Genomic DNA, 18,451 nt, shown 5'->3' with positions numbered 1-18,451 from the left:
TCGATCCTTGCCTTCCTGCCCGGCCAGCGCGAAATCATCCGTACCGCCGAGCGGCTGGAGGGGCGGTTTGGTCCCGACACGATCATCGCGCCGCTTTACGGCAATCTCGGCCAGGCCGAACAGGACCAGGCGATCAAGCCGGCGCCGCAGGGCAGGCGCAAAATCGTGCTGGCGACTTCGATCGCCGAGACTTCGATCACCATCGATGGCGTGCGGATTGTCATCGATAGCGGTTTGCAGCGGCTGCCGGTGTTCGAACCCGCGACAGGAATCACGCGGCTGGAAACGCGCCGAGTCTCGCGCGCCTCCGCCGACCAGCGCGCCGGACGCGCCGGGCGAACCGAGCCCGGCATCGCCATCCGGCTCTGGCATCAGGGGCAGAATGCAGCACTCGAAGCCTTTACGCCGCCGGAGATTCTCGCGAGCGATCTTTCGGGCCTGATGCTCGATCTCGCCCATTGGGGTGTCTCGGGGCCGGACCAGCTTTCATTTCTCGACCAGCCGCCCGCTGCAGCGATTGCCGAGGCTAGGGCGCTGCTGATGTCGCTCGGCGCCATGGATGAAAAGGGCCAGATCACAACAGAGGGAAAATTGATCCGCGACCTGGCGCTGCCGCCCCGGCTGGCGGCGATGGCGGTGGCCGCTTCGCATGAAAGGCAAGGTCTCGCGGCCTGCGAGCTCGCGGTGCTGATCACCGAACAGGGGCTAGGCGGCAATTCGATCGATCTCGAGGAACGGCTCGGCAGGTTCCGCAGCGAACGCGGCGAGCGGGCCGAATCATCACGCAAGCTGGCGCGGCGGCTGGCCGATTCGCTGCCGGGCGCCAAGGGAAAGGGAGCGCCGGCCCATGCCGGGCGTCTTCTCCTGCACGCCTTTCCCGACCGGATCGCGCTTCAGCGCGGCGGCCGTGGCCGATTCGTCATGGCCAATGGCCGGGGTGGCGAGATCATGCAAACCGAGCGGCTGGCCGGGGCGAAGATGCTTGTTATCGCCGACTTGACCGGCCGCGCCGGCGCACAGCGCATCCTCGCCGCGGCGGAAATTTCGCGCACCGAGATAGAAGAAGAGCTTCCGAATGCCATTGTCCGCGAAGACCAGTCCTTCTTTGACCCAGCGAGCCGGCAGGTCCGCGCTCGGCGGGTGACGCGGCTGGGCGCCATTATCTTCGAGGAATCTCCGCTGCCCCGCCCGACCGGACCTGCCGCGCAAGCAGCACTTGCCGAGGGCGTCCGGCTGCTCGGAATCGAGGCATTGCCCTTTTCCAAGGCTGCCGCTCAGTTGCGCGAAAGGATCGGCTTCCTGCACCGGACGCTCGGCGAGCCGTGGCCTGATGTCAGCGATGCGGCGCTCATCGATTCACTGGAGGATTGGTTCCTGCCTTACCAAACCGACATCAAGGGCTTGGATTCGATCGATCCAGGTTCTCTGCATGATGGATTGATGTACCTCGTGCCGCACGAATTGCGCCGCGATCTCGAAAAGCTCGCGCCGACGCATTTCGAATCACCGGCTGGCAACCGCCATCCCGTGGATTATAGTGGCGCAGAACCGCTCGTTTCGGTGCGGGTGCAGGAGCTATTCGGCCTGAAAACCCATCCCGCGATCGGCGGCGGCCGGATACCGCTGACGCTGGAACTCACCTCGCCGGCGCACCGGCCGATCCAGACCACGCGCGACCTGCCGGGCTTCTGGGCCGGATCGTGGCGGGATGTGCGTGCCGACATGCGCGGGCGCTATCCCAAGCATCCCTGGCCGGAAAATCCGGCCGAAGCCCCGCCGACCGCACGCGCCAAACCGCGCGGCACATGAAGTAAGGAGCCGAAATGGTCGTGGAACTTGTCCGTGAAGGACCGGAAAGCCGCAAGCTCAGGCTCGAAACACTGGTGCGCTTGCGCTGGCTGGCGGTCGGCGGCCAGACCGTTACGGTCCTCATCGTCGGCGTTTTCCTGCAATTCTCGATGCCGATCGAGATTTGCGCCCTGCTGATCGCAGCACTCGCGGTGGTCAATGCCTGGCTGCAATTCTCCTATCCCGCGACGTGGCGGCTCGAACCGTCATCGGCGCTGGCGCTGCTGGCCTTCGACCTGTTGCAGTTGACCGCACTTCTTTATGTGACGGGCGGCATCTCCAATCCCTTTGCGCCACTGATCTCCGTGCCGGTGATCATCTCGAGCGCATCGCAGCCGATCCGCTACTCGCTGGCACTGGTTGTCATGGCGATGCTGGCAATCACCGCGCTGGTCTTTTCTCCCTTTCCGCTGCCGTGGTATCCCGGCAGTGTGGTGCCCTTCGAGCCGCTGTTGCTGGCCGGCATGTGGTTTGCGATCGTGTCCACCACATCCTTCGCCGCCTTCTATGCCTATCGCGTGTCGCATGAGGCAAACCAGCTCTCGGAGGCACTGACGGCAACCGAACTTGTGCTGCAACGAGAAATGCATCTTTCCGAGCTCGACGGGCTCGCCGCCGCCGCCGCGCACGAACTCGGCACGCCGCTTGCCACGATCTCGCTCGTCGCCAAGGAGATGAGCCGCGAGATCGAACCAGGACACCGTCTCTATGACGACGTTCATCTGCTGATTTCGCAGGCCGAACGCTGCCGCGACATCATGAAGCGGCTGACGACGCTCTCGGCCGACAACGAGGAGCACATGAAGCTCCTGCCGCTCTCCTCACTGATTGAAGAGGTCACCGCGCCGCATCGCGAGTTCGGCATCGCGATCGAGGTGATCGAGCTTTCGCCCCGTGCCGACGAGCCGATGGGGCGGCGCAATGCCGGCATCATGTACGGCCTCGGCAATCTCATTGAAAACGCTGTCGATTACGCGAAATCCAGGGTCACTGTCACTGTTGTCCATGACAGGGGAAAGGTGACGATCATGATCGAAGACGATGGCGAGGGCTTTGCGCCCGACATCCTGCAACGCATCGGCGACCCCTATGTGACGCGCCGCAATCCGCAGGCCAAGGCCGGCGGGCTGGGCCTCGGCCTGTTCATCGCCAAGACGCTATTGGAACGGTCAGGCGCCGAACTTTCCTTCGAAAACTCGCCCGGCGCGCGAATCAAGGTCGAATGGAAGCGCGAATTCATGGACGTTTCCGGCTGATTGTCGTATTTCGAGTTGTCGCGACCTATATATTGTCACGTTTGACATAGAGACGATGGTTGCATTGAGAGCTGAATGATGAACGACCAAAAAGCCGGACACGTGGATGCCATAGGTGCCGACCCTTCCCTCCTCATCGTCGAGGATGATGCCCCCTTCCTGAAACGCCTGGCGCGGGCCATGGAAACGCGCGGCTTCACCGTCGAGACCGCCGAAACGGTCGCGGAGGGCGTTGCCAAGGCCAAGGGCCGGCCGCCGAAATATGCGGTGGTCGATCTCAGGCTCGGCGACGGATCCGGTCTCGACGTGATCGAGGCGATCCGCTCGAAGCGAGACGACAGCCACATGATCGTGCTCACCGGCTACGGCAATATCGCCACGGCGGTGACCGCTGTTAAGCTCGGCGCGGTCGACTATCTCGCCAAGCCCGCCGATGCTGATGAGGTGTTCGCGGCGCTGACCCGCAAGGGCGGCGAAAAAGTCGAACCGCCGGAAAACCCGATGTCGGCCGATCGCGTCCGCTGGGAACATATCCAGCGCGTGTATGAGATGTGCGACCGCAACGTCTCGGAAACCGCGCGCCGGCTCAACATGCATCGTCGTACGCTGCAGCGCATTCTCGCCAAGCGCGCGCCGAAGTAATCGGTCTCCACCATTAGAAATCCGGCGATTCGCTTTCGCCCGGCTGGTTGGGGTTTGGTATCCCCAGCCGGTCCGCGGCCCATTCGGCATGCATCAGGCGTGCCGCGGCGATGCGTGAGAAGTTCAGCGTCATGGATTTGCGCGTCGCGGGCGCCAGCCGGTGCTCCGGCGCGTCGCGGATAAGTTCGGCGCCGTACTGGTCGGCGATGAACAATCCGGCGTCCTCGGGAAAGATCGCCTCTGGCACATCAGGCAGGGTCGCGAAATAGAGCCGATCACAGAAATTGCGGTATTCCGGCCATTTGCGATCGACACGAAAATCCTCGATCGACGACTTGATCTCGATGATCCAGATCTCGCCCTTTTCGGACAGCGTGACGATATCCGCGCGGCGGCCGCTGCGCAGGCTGAGCTCCGGCAATGTGACATGGCGCATATCGATGAGCAGCCTTTGCATGCCGCGTCTTATGGCCAGCGCACGCGCCGATTGACGCCCGTCTTTCAGCGGGTTGTCGCCATGGATCGATAATATCGCCATTTCAGTCTCTTTCAGCCGCCATCAGCCTATGTTGCAAAAAAGTCATGGCTTTTCCATTTGCGTGCATCGCAGGGGCGGCGGGCCGCGCAACCCCTTGCAAATCAGCGAGTGAAAGCCATACACCTTGCTCCACCAGCCGGCTCGCGGGGAGCCCGGCTGCTCACCTTTTACAAGAGAATAAGATGCGCGTACGCACACTTGTTACGGCATTCGGCATCATGCTCAGCCTGGGCGCTGCCTCCTGCTCAACTACTGCCGAAACTGGCAAAATCGAAACCTCCCAGATCTTCTCTGATTCTTACGGAAAAGTCACCGATTCGGGTTACGCGCTCCCAGCGATCCCGATCAAGAAGCTGGACACGAAGTTCCATCGCCAGATCATCGCCTATCAATCCACCGAGAAGCGCGGCACTGTTATCGTCGATACGAAGAACCGATTCCTCTATTACGTGCTGGGCGGGGGCAAGGCTGTTCGCTACGGCATCGGCATCGGCAAGCAGGGTTTTGCCTGGAAGGGTGAGGCCTATATCGCCTGGAAGCAGGAATGGCCGACCTGGCATCCGCCGGCGGAAATGGCCGAGCGCAAGCCGGAATACGCGAAATATGTCGAAAAGGGCCAGGAGCCGAGCATCAGCAACCCGCTTGGCGCGCGCGCGATGTATCTCTTCGACGACAAGGGGAAGGATACACTGTTCCGCATCCATGGCACGCCGCAATGGAAATCGATCGGCACCGCCGCTTCGTCGGGCTGCATCCGCATGATCAATCAGGATGTCATAGACCTCTATTCACGCGTGCGCCCGGGCAAGGGCGCCCGCGTGGTGGTGCTGTAATTTAGTTTCCGGTCGGGGGACTGGGCAGAGCCGCTGGGGCAACCTGGCGGCTTTTCTTTATTGGTCGTGCAGTCGCCGCGCGAGTACATTGGCCGACATGGCGCGTCCTCTGTAGAAGATACCCAGAATAACGACGGTCTCGTCGATAGCCGCGAAAGCGATGCTGCAACGGCGCTTGTAGCCGATTATCCGAAGTCCAGCAGCGATCTCTCTTCTTTCCGTTCCGCGCTTGGGAAACGACCGCAGCGCATCGCAGAATTCCCGAATGCCGAGAATATAGGCCCAAGCGCGCTCCGGCCCGCTTTCATCCGCAATATATTTGTAGAGAGATCCGAGTTCGCGCCGTGCTTCCTTATGGAAGATGACCGCATAGCTCATTTGCGCATCTGCGCCAGTTGCGCCTGATGTATCACTTCGAGCTCACCAAAAACCTCATCGACAGGAATCCCCTTGGAGGGATCGGCCTTGATCTCTGCCATGCGGGAAGGAATTTCGTCCTGAAGCCAGCGCTCATGGGCTTCATCGAAATCCTCGAGCATTTCAAGACCAGCCTGTACGACTTCGCTGGCGCTTTCGAATCGCCCGGTGTCGAGCTGACGCTTGATGAATTCTTCGTACCGGCGCTCCAAGGCGATGGCGGCCATTTGCAAATCCCTGATCGATCCTAGCCAATATAGCGTCCATATCAACAGTTCACAAGAAAGGAACGGGTTCGGGCAAACCGCCAGCCCACCATCAATCCGGATATGGCGTCGCCAGCATGCTTGGCCGGGATTTCATGCGCTGCCACCAGGCGCTGAGTGCGGGAAATATCCCCATCAGTTTGCGGCCTTCTTCCGTCATCAGGAAGAAATCCATCATCGCCGCGAGGTGAAGGTCGGCGAGCGTTATGTTCTCGCCCGCCAGCCAGGTCTTGCCGCTCATCAGCTTGGTGATGGCCGTCAGGCTGATCCGCGCCTTCGCCAGGCCGTTGGCGATTCGCTCTTCGTCAGGCCGTTCATTGCGTTTTTTCGTTTCGATGCGCTCGACAAAGACGTCCCAGACCAGCGGTTGATAGACGTAGGAATCGCACACAGAGATCAATTGATCGACGCGCGCCCTGACCCTTGGCTCGGTGGGCAGCAGCGGCGGGCCATCGAACGCGGCGTCGATATAGCGAGTGATCGCCGAGGCTTCGTAGAGTGCAAAGCCATCATGCTCGAATGCCGGGATCTTGGCGAAGGGATGCCTCGCGAGATATTCCGGCGTCCGCTCTTCCTCGGCAAAAATATCGACCGGAACCAGCCGGTATTCGACGCCCTTTTCCTCCAGCGCCAGCCGGACGATCCTCACATAGCAACTATAGTCGGCACCGTAGAGTGTGACGGTCATGAATCAGACCACCCCCGCCTTGGCTTTCTGCTCCAGCCGGCGCCTGTGCAGCACCGGTTCGGTGTAGCCGTTCGGCTGGGCGCGACCCTTCATCACCAGTTCGAGTGCGGCCTGGAAGGCGACGGACGAGCCGAAATGCGGCGCCATCGGCTCATAGAGCGGATCGCCTTCATTCTGGCCATCGACCACGGCAGCCATGCGCTTCATGGTTTCCATGACCTGGGCTTCCGAAATCACATGATGATGCAGCCAATTGGCCATATGCTGGGCCGAGATCCTGAGTGTCGCGCGGTCTTCCATCAGGCCGACATTGTGGATATCGGGCACCTTGGAGCAGCCGACGCCCTGGCTCACCCAGCGCACGACATAGCCGAGGATGCCTTGCGCGTTGTTGTCGATCTCCTCTTGGATTTCTTCCGCCGTCCAGTTCGGACGCGGCACGACAGGCACGCTCAATATGTCGGAGAGTTTTGCCCGGGCGCGCGATTTCAGTCCTGCCTGCACTGCGGCGACATTGACCCGGTGGTAATGCGTGGCATGCAACGTCGCTGCCGTCGGCGAGGGCACCCAGGCGGTGTTGGCGCCTGATTTGGGGTGTGCGATCTTCTGTACCAGCATATCGGCCATCAGGTCGGGCATCGCCCACATGCCCTTGCCGATCTGGGCACGGCCCGAAAGGCCGCAGGCCAGCCCGATATCGACATTCCAGTTCTCGTAGGCCGAGATCCAGGCGGCCTGCTTCATGTCGCCCTTTCGGATCATCGGACCGGCTTCCATCGAGGTATGGATCTCATCGCCGGTACGGTCGAGGAAGCCGGTATTGATAAAGACCACGCGGCCTTTGGCGGCACGGATGCATTCCTTGAGGTTGACCGTTGTGCGGCGCTCCTCGTCCATGATCCCCATCTTGATCGTGTCGAGCGGCATTGCGAGGGCCTGTTCGACGCGGGTGAAGATCTCGGTGGCGAAGGCCACTTCCTCCGGCCCGTGCATCTTGGGCTTGACCACATACATCGAACCGGTCGCGGAGTTCTTGCGTCGGCCGTTGACGCCGATGTCGTGCAGCGCGATCAGCGCCGTGATCATCGCATCCAGGATGCCTTCGGGCACGTCGTTGCCGTGTTTGTCGCGGATGGCAGGATTGGTCATCAGGTGGCCGACATTGCGCACCAGCATCAGCGAGCGGCACTTGACCAGCAGTTTGCCGCCATCAGGTGTATTGTATTCGGCATCCGGGTTGAGCTTGCGGGTGAAGGTCTTGCCGCCCTTCGAGACCTCTTCCTCGAGGTCGCCCTTCATCAGCCCCAGCCAGTTGCGATAGACGACGACCTTGTCCGCGGCGTCGACGGCGGCGACCGAATCCTCGCAATCCATGATCGACGTGATCGCCGATTCGAGCCAGACATCAGAGATATTGGCGAGGTCGAACTTGCCGATCTCGCTGGTCGGATCGACGAGGATCTCGATCAGCAGATTGTTTTGCCGGAGAAGGACCTGCAGGTCGCAGAGATCATTCTCAAGATAGCCGGCGAATTGTGACGGATCCTTGAGACCAGTCTCACCGGCCTCGTTGACGACGATCAGCGCACCGTCGCGGATGGCAAGCTTGGCTACGGTCTTCCAGCTGCCGCCGGCAAGCGGCACCGAGGCATCGAGGAAATCGCGCGCCCATGCGATGACCTTTTCGCCGCGAGCGGGATTGTAGCCCTTGCCCTTCGTCGCACCATCGGTCTCGGGAATGGCATCGGTGCCATAGAGCGCATCATAGAGCGAACCCCAGCGCGCATTGGCGGCATTCAGCGCATAGCGGGCATTCATGACGGGCACGACGAGCTGAGGCCCGGCGATAACAGCGATTTCAGGATCGACCTTCTCGGTGGAGACCGAAAAATCCGGGCCTTCCGGCACGACATAGCCAATCTCGCGCAGGAACGCCTCATAGGCGGCCATGTCGGACGGCGCACCGTGGGCCTTGTGCCAGTCGTCGATCCGCATCTGCATGGCATCACGCTTCTGCAGCAGCGATCTGTTCTTGGGTTCCAATTCGTGGACGATCTCGGAAAGGGCCTTGAAGAACTTGTCGGGCTTAATGCCCGTGCCCGGCAAAGCCTCGCCCACGAGAAAACCATGCAGTTCCTCATCGATATGAAGGCCGTGTTCGTCAATCATCGCCATGCCGCGCGTCTCCCGAAATCCAATTCCGGGCGAGACACTGCGTCAGCTTGTCATGTCAGTCAATTGCACTGAAGTGGCAAAGCGTCTCGCTCAGGCTTTTCAGGTGATCCGGGGACGGCCGGAGGCGGTGGCGGCAAAGCGGGCTTCCACCAGCTTTCGCTGTCCCTCGATCTCCGGCGCCTCGATCTCCTCGTGGAAGCGGACCACAGGATCTTCGGCGCCGCTGTCGATCGCCATGCGAACGGCCATCTCACGAGCCCGGGAACGAGCCAGGTCGAAGGTTTTCTTCTCGCCGGTCATGCGCTCCGTCGGCCCGCCGCCCGAAATGATGAATACGCCTTCGTCGGGCGAGGTGACGGTGACGAGCGCGGTCTGGCTGATCTCGCCGGCCACTGCGCCGATGGCATTGGCGACGCCGGCATCGGCGGGAATCACCGATTCGGCGCCCAGCATCGCTGCAATCGCGGGATAGTAAACGTGCGCCGAAGCACCGAGGCCGATCAGCGGCCGGTCGAGCGCCAGCGAAAACCGCACGACGCCCGGCGTGCGGTTGAGCGAACGGTCGATCGATACAGATTTTGCTGGGTCGATATTTTCCACGCCGTCCTCGCCGAGCGAAGCAGCGAGGATCACCTCGGCCGACTGCCGCGTCATGCGCGCTTCGATCTTATGCGCCAGTTCGACGGCGGAACTGGCGATCGGCTTGCCCGATCCATCGCGGATGCGGCAGGCGAGTTCGAGGCCGAGCCTTGCAGCGTCCTTGTCCCACTGGCCCTGCCGGCCGAGCAGATGCATCGCATCCGATGGCGTGACCGCTGCGACGTGCACCAGGCCGCGGCTGACCAGCCGGTCGAGCGAGGCCTTCTGGATCGAGGACAACAGCAGGTCGTTGAGCGCGATCGGCACATCCCGGACACGGGCATAGAGCCCCTCGTCCGCAGGCGACAGCCCACTGGCGAAGCGATCCGGCAGGCCGGAGCGGATCGCGAAGCGGCCATCATAACGTCCGGCATGGGTTGCCTTCAGCTGCTTGTCGAGCGTATCGCGGACCATGGCACCATGCAGCTTGGCGATCAGGCTGAGCGGCAGCACCCGCCGTGGACCGAGCGTAAGCGCGCTTACCAGGCCACGCGAATTCACGTGCACTTCCGAATCGCCGCCGAGTCCATAGGTGCGCATCGCCACCGCCTGGACCATGGTGCGGTAACCGCCGACCACGGCGCCGTTTTCGTCGAGCCTTGGGCGGCCCTCGTCGAGGATCGCCACGTCGGTCGTCGTGCCGCCGATATCGGAGACCACGGCATCGTCGAGCCCGGTCAGGAAGCGCGCGCCGACAAGGCTTGCCGCCGGGCCGGAGAGAATCGTTTCGATCGGGCGCAGCCGGGCTTCGGCGGCCGAAATCAGCGCGCCATCGCCGCGCACCACCATCAGCGGCGCGGTGATGCCGCGCGCTTTCAGGAAATCCTCGGACGAGCCGATCAGCCGGTCGATCATCGATACCAGCCGGGCATTGAGCAATGTCGTCAGCGCCCGGCGCGGGCCGCCGAGCTTGGAGGACAGTTCGTGGCTGCAGGTGACGGGCAGATGGGTTGTTTCGCGAATGAGATCGCGGATGCGGAGCTCATGGGCCGGATTGCGGACGGCGAAATAGCCTGCGATTGCGAAGGCGGTGACCGAATTGGCAAGCGCATCCAACTGTTCGGTCAGCGCGGTCGTATCGAGCGGTGCCTCGTGGCCGTGGACATTGTGGCCGCCGGGCAGGAAGATGACCGGATCGGTGCCGAGCGCGGCCTTCAAGCCATCTCGCTCAAGGTCTTCCGGGCCAAAGCCGATCATGACAAGACAGACGCGGCCGCCCTGGCCCTCGACCAGAGCGTTGGTGGCAAGCGTGGTCGAAAGCGAGGCGAGCCGGATCGAGGATGGCTCGGTGCCCGTCTCGGAAAGCACGTTCTCGACCGCGCCGCGAATGCCTTCCGACAGGTCGTGACGGGTGGTCAGCGCCTTGGCCCGGGCCTTGACGCCCTCTTCGGGGTTGAAAAGCACGGCATCCGTATAGGTGCCGCCAGTGTCGATGCCGAGAAGAAATCGCGATGCCACGCCGTCTACCATTCATATTGACCGGAATACGGACACACACCTTGAATCCAATACGGCTTCGAGGCACGTTCCGCGACCACGGGATATGGCATTGCCGGCACTTTATCCAGTGCGGTATGCGACAGGCGCACGCGAAAAATATCGGGTCAATGACCTAGGGAAGGCCTTATGAGCGGAATCAGTCGAATCTCGCGCGGCATCGCAGCCGCAATGCTGGCGGCAATGGCTGCCATGCCGGCCTTCGCCCAGGAGAGCGACGAAGACGAGTACCAGCCGGAACTCCCTGATATGTCGATGTACAAGGCGATGCTGGATGCCAACCGCCAGCCGGGCTGGGTGCAGTTCCGGGAATTTTCGGGCAAGCAACTGATCTATTTCACGGCATTGCAGACCATGCGTTGCCGGCTTTCGGAGGTCCGCTACTCGGTCAACTCGGAAGCACTCGACCAGCGCTTTCCGCTCGGCCCCTGTGATCCGCAGCAGCCGTTCAACATCCCGGATTCCGACGATCCCGGCAAGTTCATGTATATCGAACTGCCGCCGAACGGAGCCAGGACATTGACCATCCAGGTCGTCTGGGCGGATGGCTCCGGCAGCGAGATCGTCACTTACCGCCCTTGCGACAATGTCGGCGAAGGAACCTGCGCGCGGATCAAGAAGATCGACAAGCCGGAGCATAAGCTCAGCGCGCCGACACCCGCAGGACAATCCCGTTGAGCGGCTGGGTGGTCAGCCGCTGCACCGGCCAGGCGGTCGTATTTTCTGTCACGTCGAAGCGGTAGCGCTTCATCAGCACCGCAAGCGCGATCACCGCTTCCTGCAGCGCGAAAGTCGCGCCGATGCAGACGCGCGGACCCGCACCGAACGGCAGGTATTGGAAGCGGCCGATCTTGTCGCGGTTCTCAGGCAGGAAGCGTTCGGGGATGAAATGCCTGGGCCGATCCCAGTAGAGTTCGTGGCGGTGCAACGTCCAGGGCATGACCAGCACTGATTCGCCGGCCGGCAGATGCAGGACCGTGCCGTTCTCGGCGGTCCAGGTGTCATCCTTGACAGGCGCGCGGTTGATCGAGGGCGCCGGCGGGTAAAGGCGCAAGGCCTCCTCGAAGGCCGCGCGGACATGCGGCATCAGATCGAGCCAGTCGACGGGATCGGCGCCATCGGCCAGCACCCGGTCGATCTCCTCTTCCATCAGCACGCGGAAATGCGGGCTCTCGGCGACGCAGTAGAGCGTCCAGGCCAGCGCGCGCGCTGTCGTCTCGTGGCCCGCACCGATGAAGGTGAGGATATTGTCCTCGATCTCGTCGCGGGTCAGCCCATCGGGGCCTTCGATCTTCAAGAGCAGCGTCAGGAAATCATCCGGCACGTGGCCACCCGACGCCATCTGCGCTCGGCGCGCGTCCATGGTCTCGGAAACGATCTGCCGGAAGGCCTTCAGCGCCTTGCGGCCCGAAAAGCGCGTGACACGCGGGATCCAGGCAGGCGCCAGCAGCAGGTCCATCGGATCGATGCGGCCCATATTGCCGAGCAGTGAATCGACGCGATCAGCGAAACCATCCGTGCCGGTGGCGATATTGCCGGAGAACAGCGTCTCGGCGAGGATCTCGTAAGTGAGTTCCGTCATGCCGGTTGCGATGTTGATCTCGGCACCATTCCTGGCCGGCTCAACATAGCGCTCCGCGAACTCCTCGGACTTGCGCAGCATCTGGCCCGCAAAACCTCGCGCATGGCGCGGCGTGAAGACCGGCGCCATCGCCTTGCGCGAGCGCTTCCAGACGTCGCCCTCCGCGGTCAGCAACCCGTCGCGCAGGATCGGGCGCAGCACCAGCTGGCGGATCGGCTGCATGGCGTAGTTGGCGGCATTGTCGACCAGGATGTGCTTGATGAGGCCGGGATCATGACAGATCGTCGTCAGCTGGCCGAAGAACTTCACCTGCAGCCAGGGCAGCGTGTAGCTCGGCTTCCCCCAGAGTTCGAGGGGATTGCGGAACATGACCTTGATGATTTCCAGCCGCGACGGCGGGATGGTGCGTGGGATCGGCGCCGGCGGTTCGAAGGGCTCCGGCCTGGCGTCCATTAGAGCAGGCTTTCCAATTCGGCCAGTTTATCGTTGATCAGCCAGCCGTAATAATTCTCTTCGGGAAGCGCGCCCGCACCCCTCGCCTTCAGCTCATAGGCGCGTTCGCGCGGATTGCCTGTATTGTAGAGCGTCGCGGTGATGCCGGGATTCCCGGAAATATCGACACCGGCGATCTTGCGATACTCGTCGATCGACATCTTGATAGAGGCCGCCATGTAGGCCAGCGACTTGTCGGGATCCATGATCGAGGCATAGACCTCGCCCGCATCGTTCTCGTCGAGCTTGGGATAGCCCGAGACGCGGCTGACGAGATCGGAGAGTTCCAGCGCCGTCAGCGGGTTGATCTGTCCGAGGCCGAAGGTCTGGCCGGCGTAGAAGGGCTGGAAGAAGACCGCCGAGAAGCGATTGTTGGGATAGCTCATACCGCCGACATTCTTTCCCCGGAAAGACTTGTTCCACACCCGCTCGCGGCAGGTCCAGAGTTCGTAGGAGCCGGAACTGGATGCGCAATCGGCGAATTGCGGCAGCGCGATCAGTTGCTGGATCGACTGGCCCTCATAGGCGAAGCGGAACTTGTCGCCGGAATAGGCGGCCGCCTTCACGTAGTAGGACTGCAGCCGGTCATAGGCATCGACATTGTAGGTATGTTCGCCGACCAGGGCGCCGACCATATGGATCGGCGCGATGCCATATTGTCCCGCGATCGACTTGATCTTCGAAATCAGCTTCTTGTCGCGGGCGAGCAACCTGACGACCTTGGCATATTTCCGGTCGAACGTGGTCTTGCCCGCCTTGGTGCGGCGCTTGGAGGCACCGGGCACCGCCGGCTGCTCCACATTGCGGTTACCCGCAGGTACCACGGTCGCGGCTTGCGCCGGCACGATCGTGCTGATGGTGAATGCAGCGAGGGCGATGAGCGTGACGAGAAAACGGCGCAAGGGCGTGAAATTCCGGTTGGCTTTGGAATGTTATACCGGATGGAGCGCATGGCCGGCAATGATGGCGAAATAAAGAGTGGTGATGCGCGCGTCTAGTAACGACCCCCGTCCGAAACCCCGCCCACAAGAGGAGGGGCCAACTTGCGGCAGGTTAAGCCCCTCCCTTGTGGGGAAGGGTTTGGGGCGGGTATGGAAATCACCCGCCCAACCGACGAGATCAGCGGCAGATGCGCACGCGCTTGATGTAGACATTGCCCCAGTCATCATAGCGGCGAACCTTCTTGACGAAGCAGTAATCGTCGCGGAAGTGGCTGCGGAAGACGATGCGCGGGCCATGATTGTGATGGCGGCGCCAGTTGTGATCGCGGTGGCCGTGGCGCCAGTTGTCGTCGCGCCGTTCGGCATGACGATCACCGTGACGGCGCCATTCGTCGTCGCCGCGGCGGGAATCGGCGGAAGCGACGGACGCCATGCCGACGGTTGCGACAACGGCGGCAAGAACAGTAAGTGCAAGCTTTTTCATGGGAATTTCCTCCAGGTGAGCACCGTGCTCGAATGGTGCCAAACTAATGCACGATTATTGAACCCGCCCTGAAGCCGCCGTTCATGATTCCGACAGGAATGAGGGCCGGCCCCGCCCAAGGATCAGAGACGCCTAGCATGGCCTCCGAAACGGGAACCAGAGGTCGCTCCGATATCTATCCAACCGTCATGGCGTGGTGTAGATTCGCGCCATGATTGCGCATGGCGGAGCTGGATATTCATGGGCCTACTGTTCTTTTTGTTGAGGCTGGGCGCCCTCGCGGCGGTGATAGGACTTGTCTACTATCTGGCCAACAGGGAGAGGCCGAGCTACCTCCAGACCGATGTCCACGACCCGAAGGACGAATGGCACCCCGAGCAGTATGAACCGGAACCGGTCGAAACCATCGAGGTGGGTGAGTATCGGGCGCCACCGGAAGGCCTGGCCGACCATCCGGTGAAATTCAAGGGCAAGCCTGCCGATACCTAGAGAATAAACCGCGACAGGTCGGTATTGGCCGCCAGTTCGCCGACATGGCGCTCGACATAGGCCGCGTCGATCTGATGTTCCTGGCCGTCCTGGTCAGGCGCGTCGAAGGAAAGCTCGTCCAGCACCCGCTCCATCACCGTCTGCAGCCGCCGGGCGCCTATATTCTCGACCGTCGAATTGAGCTTGACCGCGACATCGGCCAGCGCGTCGATCGCATCCTCGGTGAAATTCAGCTTGACGCCTTCGGTCGCCATCAGCGCTACATACTGGCGGATCAGGCTGGCCTCGGTCTCGGTGAGGATGCGGCGTAAATCCTCCTTGGTCAGCGCCTTGAGTTCGACCCGAATCGGCAGGCGGCCCTGAAGCTCCGGCAGCAGGTCGGATGGCTTCGAAACATGGAAGGCGCCGGATGCGATGAACAGGATGTGATCGGTTTTGACAGGACCGTACTTGGTCGAGACCGTCGTGCCTTCGACCAGCGGCAGCAGGTCGCGTTGCACGCCTTCGCGTGACACGCCCGCGCCGATGCCACCATCGCGGGCCGCGATCTTGTCGATCTCGTCGAGGAAGACGATGCCGTCATTCTCGGCCGACTGCACGGCCTCGCGGTTGATCTGATCGGAATCGATCAGCTTGTCGGATTCGTCGGCGACCAGCAGGCCGTAGCTGTCCTTGACCGTGGTCTTGACCTTCTTCGAACGCCCGCCCATCGCCTTGCCGAGCAGGTCGTTGAGGTTGAACACGCCGACCGAAGCGCCCTGCATGCCGGGCAGCTCGAAGCCGGGACCGCCAGACGTATCCGATATTTCGATGTCGATCTCCTTGTCGTCGAGCTCGTTGGCGCGCAGCTTCTTGCGGAAACTGTCGCGCGTTGCCGGCGAGGCGGTGGCGCCAACCAGCGCATCGAGCACCCGCTCCTCGGCATTGATATGCGCCTTGGCCTTGACCTCGGCGCGCTTCTTCTCGCGCACAAGCGTGATGCCCACTTCGACCAGATCGCGGATGATCTGCTCGACATCGCGGCCGACATAGCCGACTTCGGTGAACTTGGTGGCCTCGACCTTGATGAAGGGCGCACCGGCAAGCTTGGCCAGGCGCCGCGAAATCTCGGTCTTGCCGACGCCGGTGGGTCCGATCATCAGGATGTTCTTCGGCATCACCTCGTCCTTGAGGTCGCCGGTCAGCTGCTGGCGGCGCCAGCGGTTGCGGAGCGCGATCGCCACGGCGCGCTTGGCGTCCTGCTGGCCGATAATGTAGCGGTCGAGTTCGGAGACGATCTCGCGCGGGGTAAAGGTGGTCATGATATCTCGTTCGCTTTCGGATGATGTTGCATGATCAGCACGTCGTCGCCGGTGCGGCCTTCGAGTTCGGGCACGGGCGTGAAGCCCGCTTTCCCGTAGGCTCGCACAGCGCGGACATTCGCCGGATCGGGATCGATGATGATGGTCTGGTGGCCCAGTTCGCGCAGCATGGCGACGAAGGCTGTGAGCGCCGTCGAGCCGATGCCCTGCGAGAGCTTCGCCGGATCGCCAATGGAGAGGTCCACGCCGACGGTCTCCGAGGGCAGCTCCAGCAGCCACGGATGGTCCTTCGTCCACTGCTCGTTCTGGTGATGGCCGAGGAACCAGTACTGGATATAGCCGATGGGCTCGCCGTCGAGCACGATCAGGAAGGGACGCGTCGTGTCGCGGCCCTCCACCATGTCGCGGATATAGCCCAGTTCTTCCTCGGGATCGCCCCACCATTCCCGCATATGCGGCGCGGCGAGCCATTCGCCAAGCAGCGGATAATGCTCCGGCGCGACAGGGACAAAGCCGATCCTGGTGGAATCAGGCGGCATCCAGCGTCTCCACCACGACGTTGTGGTTGGTATAGACACAAATATCGGCGGCAATGCCCATTGCCTTGCGGGCGATTTCCTCGGCCGATTTGTCGCTGTCCATCAGCGCGCGGGCGGCGGCAAAGGCATAATTGCCGCCCGAACCGATCGCCATCGTGCCATGCTCAGGTTCCAGCACATCGCCATTGCCGGTGACGGCCAGCGTGATCGACTTGTCGGCGACCAGCATCATGGCCTCGAGCCGGCGCAGATATTTGTCTGTCCGCCAGTCCTTGGCGAGCTCGACGCAGGCGCGCTGCAACTGGCCGGGATATTGTTCCAGCTTGGATTCCAGCCGTTCCAGCAGGGTGAAGGCATCGGCGGTGGCACCCGCAAAGCCCGCGATCACCTCGCCCTTGGCAAGCCGGCGCACCTTGCGCGCATTGCCCTTCATCACGGTCTGGCCCAGCGAAACCTGGCCATCGCCCGCCATCACCACGTGGCCGCCCTTGCGGACGGTGATGATGGTCGTGGCATGCATCGTTCCATAAGGATTGTGTTCTTCGCTCATGTTCTACTCGTTGTTACCTCGGCCACGCATTTTTCCGCGCCGAATTCCGTTCCTATGTAGGCGCGGGGCCGGGAAATGCAATCCGGACGGCATTCCCCGGCATTTTTGCGGATCCCGAAGCTGGATATTTAGCAATGCGGCTGATAATGAGCCCCGGAATATCCTCGTCAACAGGATGGAGCCTGAATGGCAGACCAAAGCGCCAAGCGCCAAGCGACGATCTCCCGCAAGACCAACGAGACCTCGATCTCGGTGAGTGTCAATATCGACGGCACCGGTACATCGAAGATCAAAACGGGGGTTGGCTTCTTCGACCATATGCTCGACCAGCTCTCGCGGCATTCGCTGATCGACATGGAGATCGAGGCGAATGGCGATCTTCACGTCGATGATCATCATACGGTCGAGGATACCGGCATCGCGATCGGCCTGGCAATCGCCAAGGCGCTCGGCGACCGGCGTGGCATCACCCGCTATGCCTCACTCGACCTTGCCATGGACGAGACGATGACGCGTGCGGCGGTAGATGTCTCCGGCCGGCCGTTCCTGGTCTGGAACGTTGCGTTTTCCGCCCCGAAGATCGGTACGTTCGATACCGAACTGGTGCGAGAATTCTTCCAGGCGCTTGCCATGAATGCCGGCATCACGCTGCATATCCAGAATATCTACGGCGCCAACAACCATCACATATCCGAGACCTGCTTCAAGGCAGTGGCCCGGGTGCTGAGGACGGCGACCGAGATCGATCCGCGCCAGGCCGGCCGCATCCCCTCGACCAAGGGAACGCTCTGATGACCAGGAGCTATTATGTGCTGACTGCGCCGGCTTCTACAGAAACCGATCGCGACACGAAATTCATCCGCGACGGCTTCTCGTGGCTCGCCTTCCTGCTGCCGCTGCCCTGGCTGCTGGTGAAGCGGCTGTGGGTCATCGCGCTGGCCGCCGTGCTCGTCTATCTCGTAACGATATACATTGCCGAGCAATACCGGCTGGATGCCCTGCCCATCGCCTTCACTTTCGTGCTCAGCCTGTGGACCGCGCTTGAAGGCGGTCATGCGCAAGCCCGCTCGCTCGAGCGCAAGGGCTGGCAGCTCGAGCGCGTCATCGCCGCCGACCGGCTGAGCGATGCGGAAGCGATCTATTTCGCCGACGAAGCTTCCAGCAAGCGCCGCGAGCCTGAGCGGCCGCTGCCGGCCCTGCCGGTGCGCAAGGCGCTGCCCGCTTCGACCAACATAGCGGCACTCGGCCTGTTCGATCCGAACGGGAGCCGTTGA

General features: G+C 62.1%; 20 protein-coding genes (1 of these 20 running past the window's edge). 8 read left to right on the top strand and 12 right to left on the bottom strand.

Annotated features, from left to right (window positions below; all coding sequences use genetic code 11):
- The 3 genes from hrpB to IHQ71_RS25980 all read left to right on the top strand — a co-directional run.
- On the top strand, window positions 1–1,809 hold the 3' portion of the coding sequence (gene hrpB / locus IHQ71_RS25990) for an ATP-dependent helicase HrpB (RefSeq protein WP_258159291.1). It extends 654 nt beyond the left edge of the window; only the last 1,809 of its 2,463 coding nucleotides appear in the window; its start codon lies off the left edge, out of view; the stop codon is at window positions 1,807–1,809.
- Window positions 1,810–1,823: 14 nt separating this feature from the next.
- Window positions 1,824–3,104 carry an ActS/PrrB/RegB family redox-sensitive histidine kinase gene (locus IHQ71_RS25985; protein ID WP_258159290.1) on the top strand — a complete coding sequence of 427 codons (1,281 nt, stop codon included), beginning with the start codon at window positions 1,824–1,826 and terminating at the stop codon, window positions 3,102–3,104.
- Between the two features lie 75 nt (window positions 3,105–3,179).
- Window positions 3,180–3,746, top strand: a complete 567-nt coding sequence (locus IHQ71_RS25980; RefSeq protein WP_374989921.1) for an ActR/PrrA/RegA family redox response regulator transcription factor — start codon at window positions 3,180–3,182, stop codon at window positions 3,744–3,746.
- Window positions 3,747–3,759: 13 nt separating this feature from the next.
- Here IHQ71_RS25980 and IHQ71_RS25975 read toward each other — a convergent pair whose 3' ends face one another.
- Window positions 3,760–4,284 carry an MmcB family DNA repair protein gene (locus tag IHQ71_RS25975; RefSeq protein WP_258159289.1) on the bottom strand — a complete coding sequence of 175 codons (525 nt, stop codon included), beginning with the start codon at window positions 4,282–4,284 and terminating at the stop codon, window positions 3,760–3,762.
- 182 nt (window positions 4,285–4,466) lie between these two features.
- Between IHQ71_RS25975 and IHQ71_RS25970 the strand changes: the two genes are divergently transcribed.
- On the top strand, window positions 4,467–5,117 hold the full coding sequence (locus IHQ71_RS25970) for a L,D-transpeptidase (RefSeq protein ID WP_374989920.1): 651 nt from the start codon (window positions 4,467–4,469) through the stop codon (window positions 5,115–5,117).
- Window positions 5,118–5,174: 57 nt separating this feature from the next.
- Here IHQ71_RS25970 and IHQ71_RS25965 read toward each other — a convergent pair whose 3' ends face one another.
- The 5 genes from IHQ71_RS25965 to IHQ71_RS25945 form a co-directional block, all read right to left on the bottom strand.
- The gene (locus IHQ71_RS25965) at window positions 5,175–5,495 is read right to left on the bottom strand and encodes a type II toxin-antitoxin system RelE/ParE family toxin (RefSeq protein ID WP_258159288.1); all 321 of its coding nucleotides are present in this window, start codon (window positions 5,493–5,495) and stop codon (window positions 5,175–5,177) included.
- Window positions 5,492–5,761, bottom strand: coding sequence for a type II toxin-antitoxin system ParD family antitoxin (locus IHQ71_RS25960; RefSeq protein WP_258159287.1), 270 nt, complete (start codon window positions 5,759–5,761; stop codon window positions 5,492–5,494). The genes IHQ71_RS25965 and IHQ71_RS25960 overlap by 4 nt, the downstream gene beginning before the upstream one ends.
- 91 nt (window positions 5,762–5,852) lie before the next feature.
- A complete protein-coding gene (locus IHQ71_RS25955; RefSeq protein WP_258159286.1) occupies window positions 5,853–6,488 on the bottom strand; it encodes a glutathione S-transferase family protein in 636 nt (211 codons plus the stop codon).
- Between the two features lie 3 nt (window positions 6,489–6,491).
- Window positions 6,492–8,663 (bottom strand): malate synthase G, encoded by a 2,172-nt coding sequence (locus IHQ71_RS25950; RefSeq protein ID WP_258159285.1) that lies wholly within the window; start codon window positions 8,661–8,663, stop codon window positions 6,492–6,494.
- A 99-nt stretch (window positions 8,664–8,762) separates the two neighbouring features.
- Window positions 8,763–10,760 (bottom strand): hydantoinase/oxoprolinase family protein, encoded by a 1,998-nt coding sequence (locus IHQ71_RS25945; RefSeq protein WP_258159284.1) that lies wholly within the window; start codon window positions 10,758–10,760, stop codon window positions 8,763–8,765.
- Window positions 10,761–10,928: 168 nt separating this feature from the next.
- On the opposite strand from IHQ71_RS25945, the gene IHQ71_RS25940 reads away from it, so the two are divergent.
- Window positions 10,929–11,477: a hypothetical protein gene (locus IHQ71_RS25940; protein ID WP_258159283.1), complete on the top strand. Its 549-nt coding sequence runs from the start codon at window positions 10,929–10,931 to the stop codon at window positions 11,475–11,477.
- Here the strand turns inward: IHQ71_RS25940 and IHQ71_RS25935 are convergent.
- From IHQ71_RS25935 to IHQ71_RS25925, 3 genes are all read right to left on the bottom strand, one after another.
- Window positions 11,443–12,834: a cytochrome P450 gene (locus IHQ71_RS25935; RefSeq protein WP_258159282.1), complete on the bottom strand. Its 1,392-nt coding sequence runs from the start codon at window positions 12,832–12,834 to the stop codon at window positions 11,443–11,445. The genes IHQ71_RS25940 and IHQ71_RS25935 overlap by 35 nt on opposite strands.
- Window positions 12,834–13,775: a DUF1402 family protein gene (locus IHQ71_RS25930; protein WP_374989919.1), complete on the bottom strand. Its 942-nt coding sequence runs from the start codon at window positions 13,773–13,775 to the stop codon at window positions 12,834–12,836. The genes IHQ71_RS25935 and IHQ71_RS25930 overlap by 1 nt, the downstream gene beginning before the upstream one ends.
- Window positions 13,776–13,992: 217 nt before the next feature.
- Complete coding sequence (locus tag IHQ71_RS25925) at window positions 13,993–14,298, bottom strand: hypothetical protein (RefSeq protein WP_258159281.1); 306 nt, start codon at window positions 14,296–14,298, stop codon at window positions 13,993–13,995.
- A 240-nt stretch (window positions 14,299–14,538) separates the two neighbouring features.
- On the opposite strand from IHQ71_RS25925, the gene IHQ71_RS25920 reads away from it, so the two are divergent.
- Window positions 14,539–14,787: a hypothetical protein gene (locus IHQ71_RS25920; RefSeq protein WP_258159280.1), complete on the top strand. Its 249-nt coding sequence runs from the start codon at window positions 14,539–14,541 to the stop codon at window positions 14,785–14,787.
- On the opposite strand, the gene hslU is transcribed toward IHQ71_RS25920, so the two are convergent.
- From hslU to hslV, 3 genes are read right to left on the bottom strand one after another with little or no spacing between them, the layout of a single operon-like run.
- The gene (hslU, locus tag IHQ71_RS25915) at window positions 14,784–16,088 is read right to left on the bottom strand and encodes an ATP-dependent protease ATPase subunit HslU (protein ID WP_258159279.1); all 1,305 of its coding nucleotides are present in this window, start codon (window positions 16,086–16,088) and stop codon (window positions 14,784–14,786) included. The genes IHQ71_RS25920 and hslU overlap by 4 nt on opposite strands.
- Window positions 16,085–16,627: a GNAT family N-acetyltransferase gene (locus IHQ71_RS25910; protein ID WP_258159278.1), complete on the bottom strand. Its 543-nt coding sequence runs from the start codon at window positions 16,625–16,627 to the stop codon at window positions 16,085–16,087. The genes hslU and IHQ71_RS25910 overlap by 4 nt, the downstream gene beginning before the upstream one ends.
- Window positions 16,617–17,177, bottom strand: a complete 561-nt coding sequence (gene hslV, locus IHQ71_RS25905; RefSeq protein WP_308737881.1) for an ATP-dependent protease subunit HslV — start codon at window positions 17,175–17,177, stop codon at window positions 16,617–16,619. Before hslV ends, IHQ71_RS25910 begins: the two co-directional genes overlap by 11 nt.
- Before the next feature lie 186 nt (window positions 17,178–17,363).
- On the opposite strand from hslV, the gene hisB reads away from it, so the two are divergent.
- Together hisB and IHQ71_RS25895 are read left to right on the top strand one after the other, a co-directional pair.
- Window positions 17,364–17,969, top strand: a complete 606-nt coding sequence (gene hisB, locus IHQ71_RS25900; protein WP_258159277.1) for an imidazoleglycerol-phosphate dehydratase HisB — start codon at window positions 17,364–17,366, stop codon at window positions 17,967–17,969.
- The gene (locus IHQ71_RS25895; protein ID WP_258159276.1) at window positions 17,969–18,451 is read left to right on the top strand and encodes a DUF2628 domain-containing protein; all 483 of its coding nucleotides are present in this window, start codon (window positions 17,969–17,971) and stop codon (window positions 18,449–18,451) included. Before hisB ends, IHQ71_RS25895 begins: the two co-directional genes overlap by 1 nt.

This window comes from Rhizobium sp. TH2 (assembly GCF_024707525.1).
Taxonomy (GTDB): domain Bacteria; phylum Pseudomonadota; class Alphaproteobacteria; order Rhizobiales; family Rhizobiaceae; genus Rhizobium_E.
Note: the sequence above shows the minus strand (reverse complement) of the source record. Positions and strands in the feature narration are given on the sequence as shown.

Excerpts from the sequence above, each read along its gene's own strand:
- IHQ71_RS25985 (WP_258159290.1), top strand. The coding sequence starts at position 1,824 with ATGGTCGTGGAACTTGTCCGTGAAGGACCGGAAAGCCGCAAGCTCAGG.
- IHQ71_RS25980 (WP_374989921.1), top strand. The coding sequence starts at position 3,180 with ATGATGAACGACCAAAAAGCCGGACACGTGGATGCCATAGGTGCCGAC.
- IHQ71_RS25975 (WP_258159289.1), bottom strand. The coding sequence starts at position 4,284 with ATGGCGATATTATCGATCCATGGCGACAACCCGCTGAAAGACGGGCGT.
- IHQ71_RS25970 (WP_374989920.1), top strand. The coding sequence starts at position 4,467 with ATGCGCGTACGCACACTTGTTACGGCATTCGGCATCATGCTCAGCCTG.
- IHQ71_RS25965 (WP_258159288.1), bottom strand. The coding sequence starts at position 5,495 with ATGAGCTATGCGGTCATCTTCCATAAGGAAGCACGGCGCGAACTCGGA.
- IHQ71_RS25960 (WP_258159287.1), bottom strand. The coding sequence starts at position 5,761 with ATGGCCGCCATCGCCTTGGAGCGCCGGTACGAAGAATTCATCAAGCGT.
- IHQ71_RS25955 (WP_258159286.1), bottom strand. The coding sequence starts at position 6,488 with ATGACCGTCACACTCTACGGTGCCGACTATAGTTGCTATGTGAGGATC.
- IHQ71_RS25950 (WP_258159285.1), bottom strand. The coding sequence starts at position 8,663 with ATGGCGATGATTGACGAACACGGCCTTCATATCGATGAGGAACTGCAT.
- IHQ71_RS25940 (WP_258159283.1), top strand. The coding sequence starts at position 10,929 with ATGAGCGGAATCAGTCGAATCTCGCGCGGCATCGCAGCCGCAATGCTG.
- IHQ71_RS25935 (WP_258159282.1), bottom strand. The coding sequence starts at position 12,834 with ATGGACGCCAGGCCGGAGCCCTTCGAACCGCCGGCGCCGATCCCACGC.
- IHQ71_RS25925 (WP_258159281.1), bottom strand. The coding sequence starts at position 14,298 with ATGAAAAAGCTTGCACTTACTGTTCTTGCCGCCGTTGTCGCAACCGTC.
- IHQ71_RS25920 (WP_258159280.1), top strand. The coding sequence starts at position 14,539 with ATGGGCCTACTGTTCTTTTTGTTGAGGCTGGGCGCCCTCGCGGCGGTG.
- hslU (WP_258159279.1), bottom strand. The coding sequence starts at position 16,088 with ATGACCACCTTTACCCCGCGCGAGATCGTCTCCGAACTCGACCGCTAC.
- IHQ71_RS25910 (WP_258159278.1), bottom strand. The coding sequence starts at position 16,627 with ATGCCGCCTGATTCCACCAGGATCGGCTTTGTCCCTGTCGCGCCGGAG.
- hslV (WP_308737881.1), bottom strand. The coding sequence starts at position 17,177 with ATGAGCGAAGAACACAATCCTTATGGAACGATGCATGCCACGACCATC.
- hisB (WP_258159277.1), top strand. The coding sequence starts at position 17,364 with ATGGCAGACCAAAGCGCCAAGCGCCAAGCGACGATCTCCCGCAAGACC.
- IHQ71_RS25895 (WP_258159276.1), top strand. The coding sequence starts at position 17,969 with ATGACCAGGAGCTATTATGTGCTGACTGCGCCGGCTTCTACAGAAACC.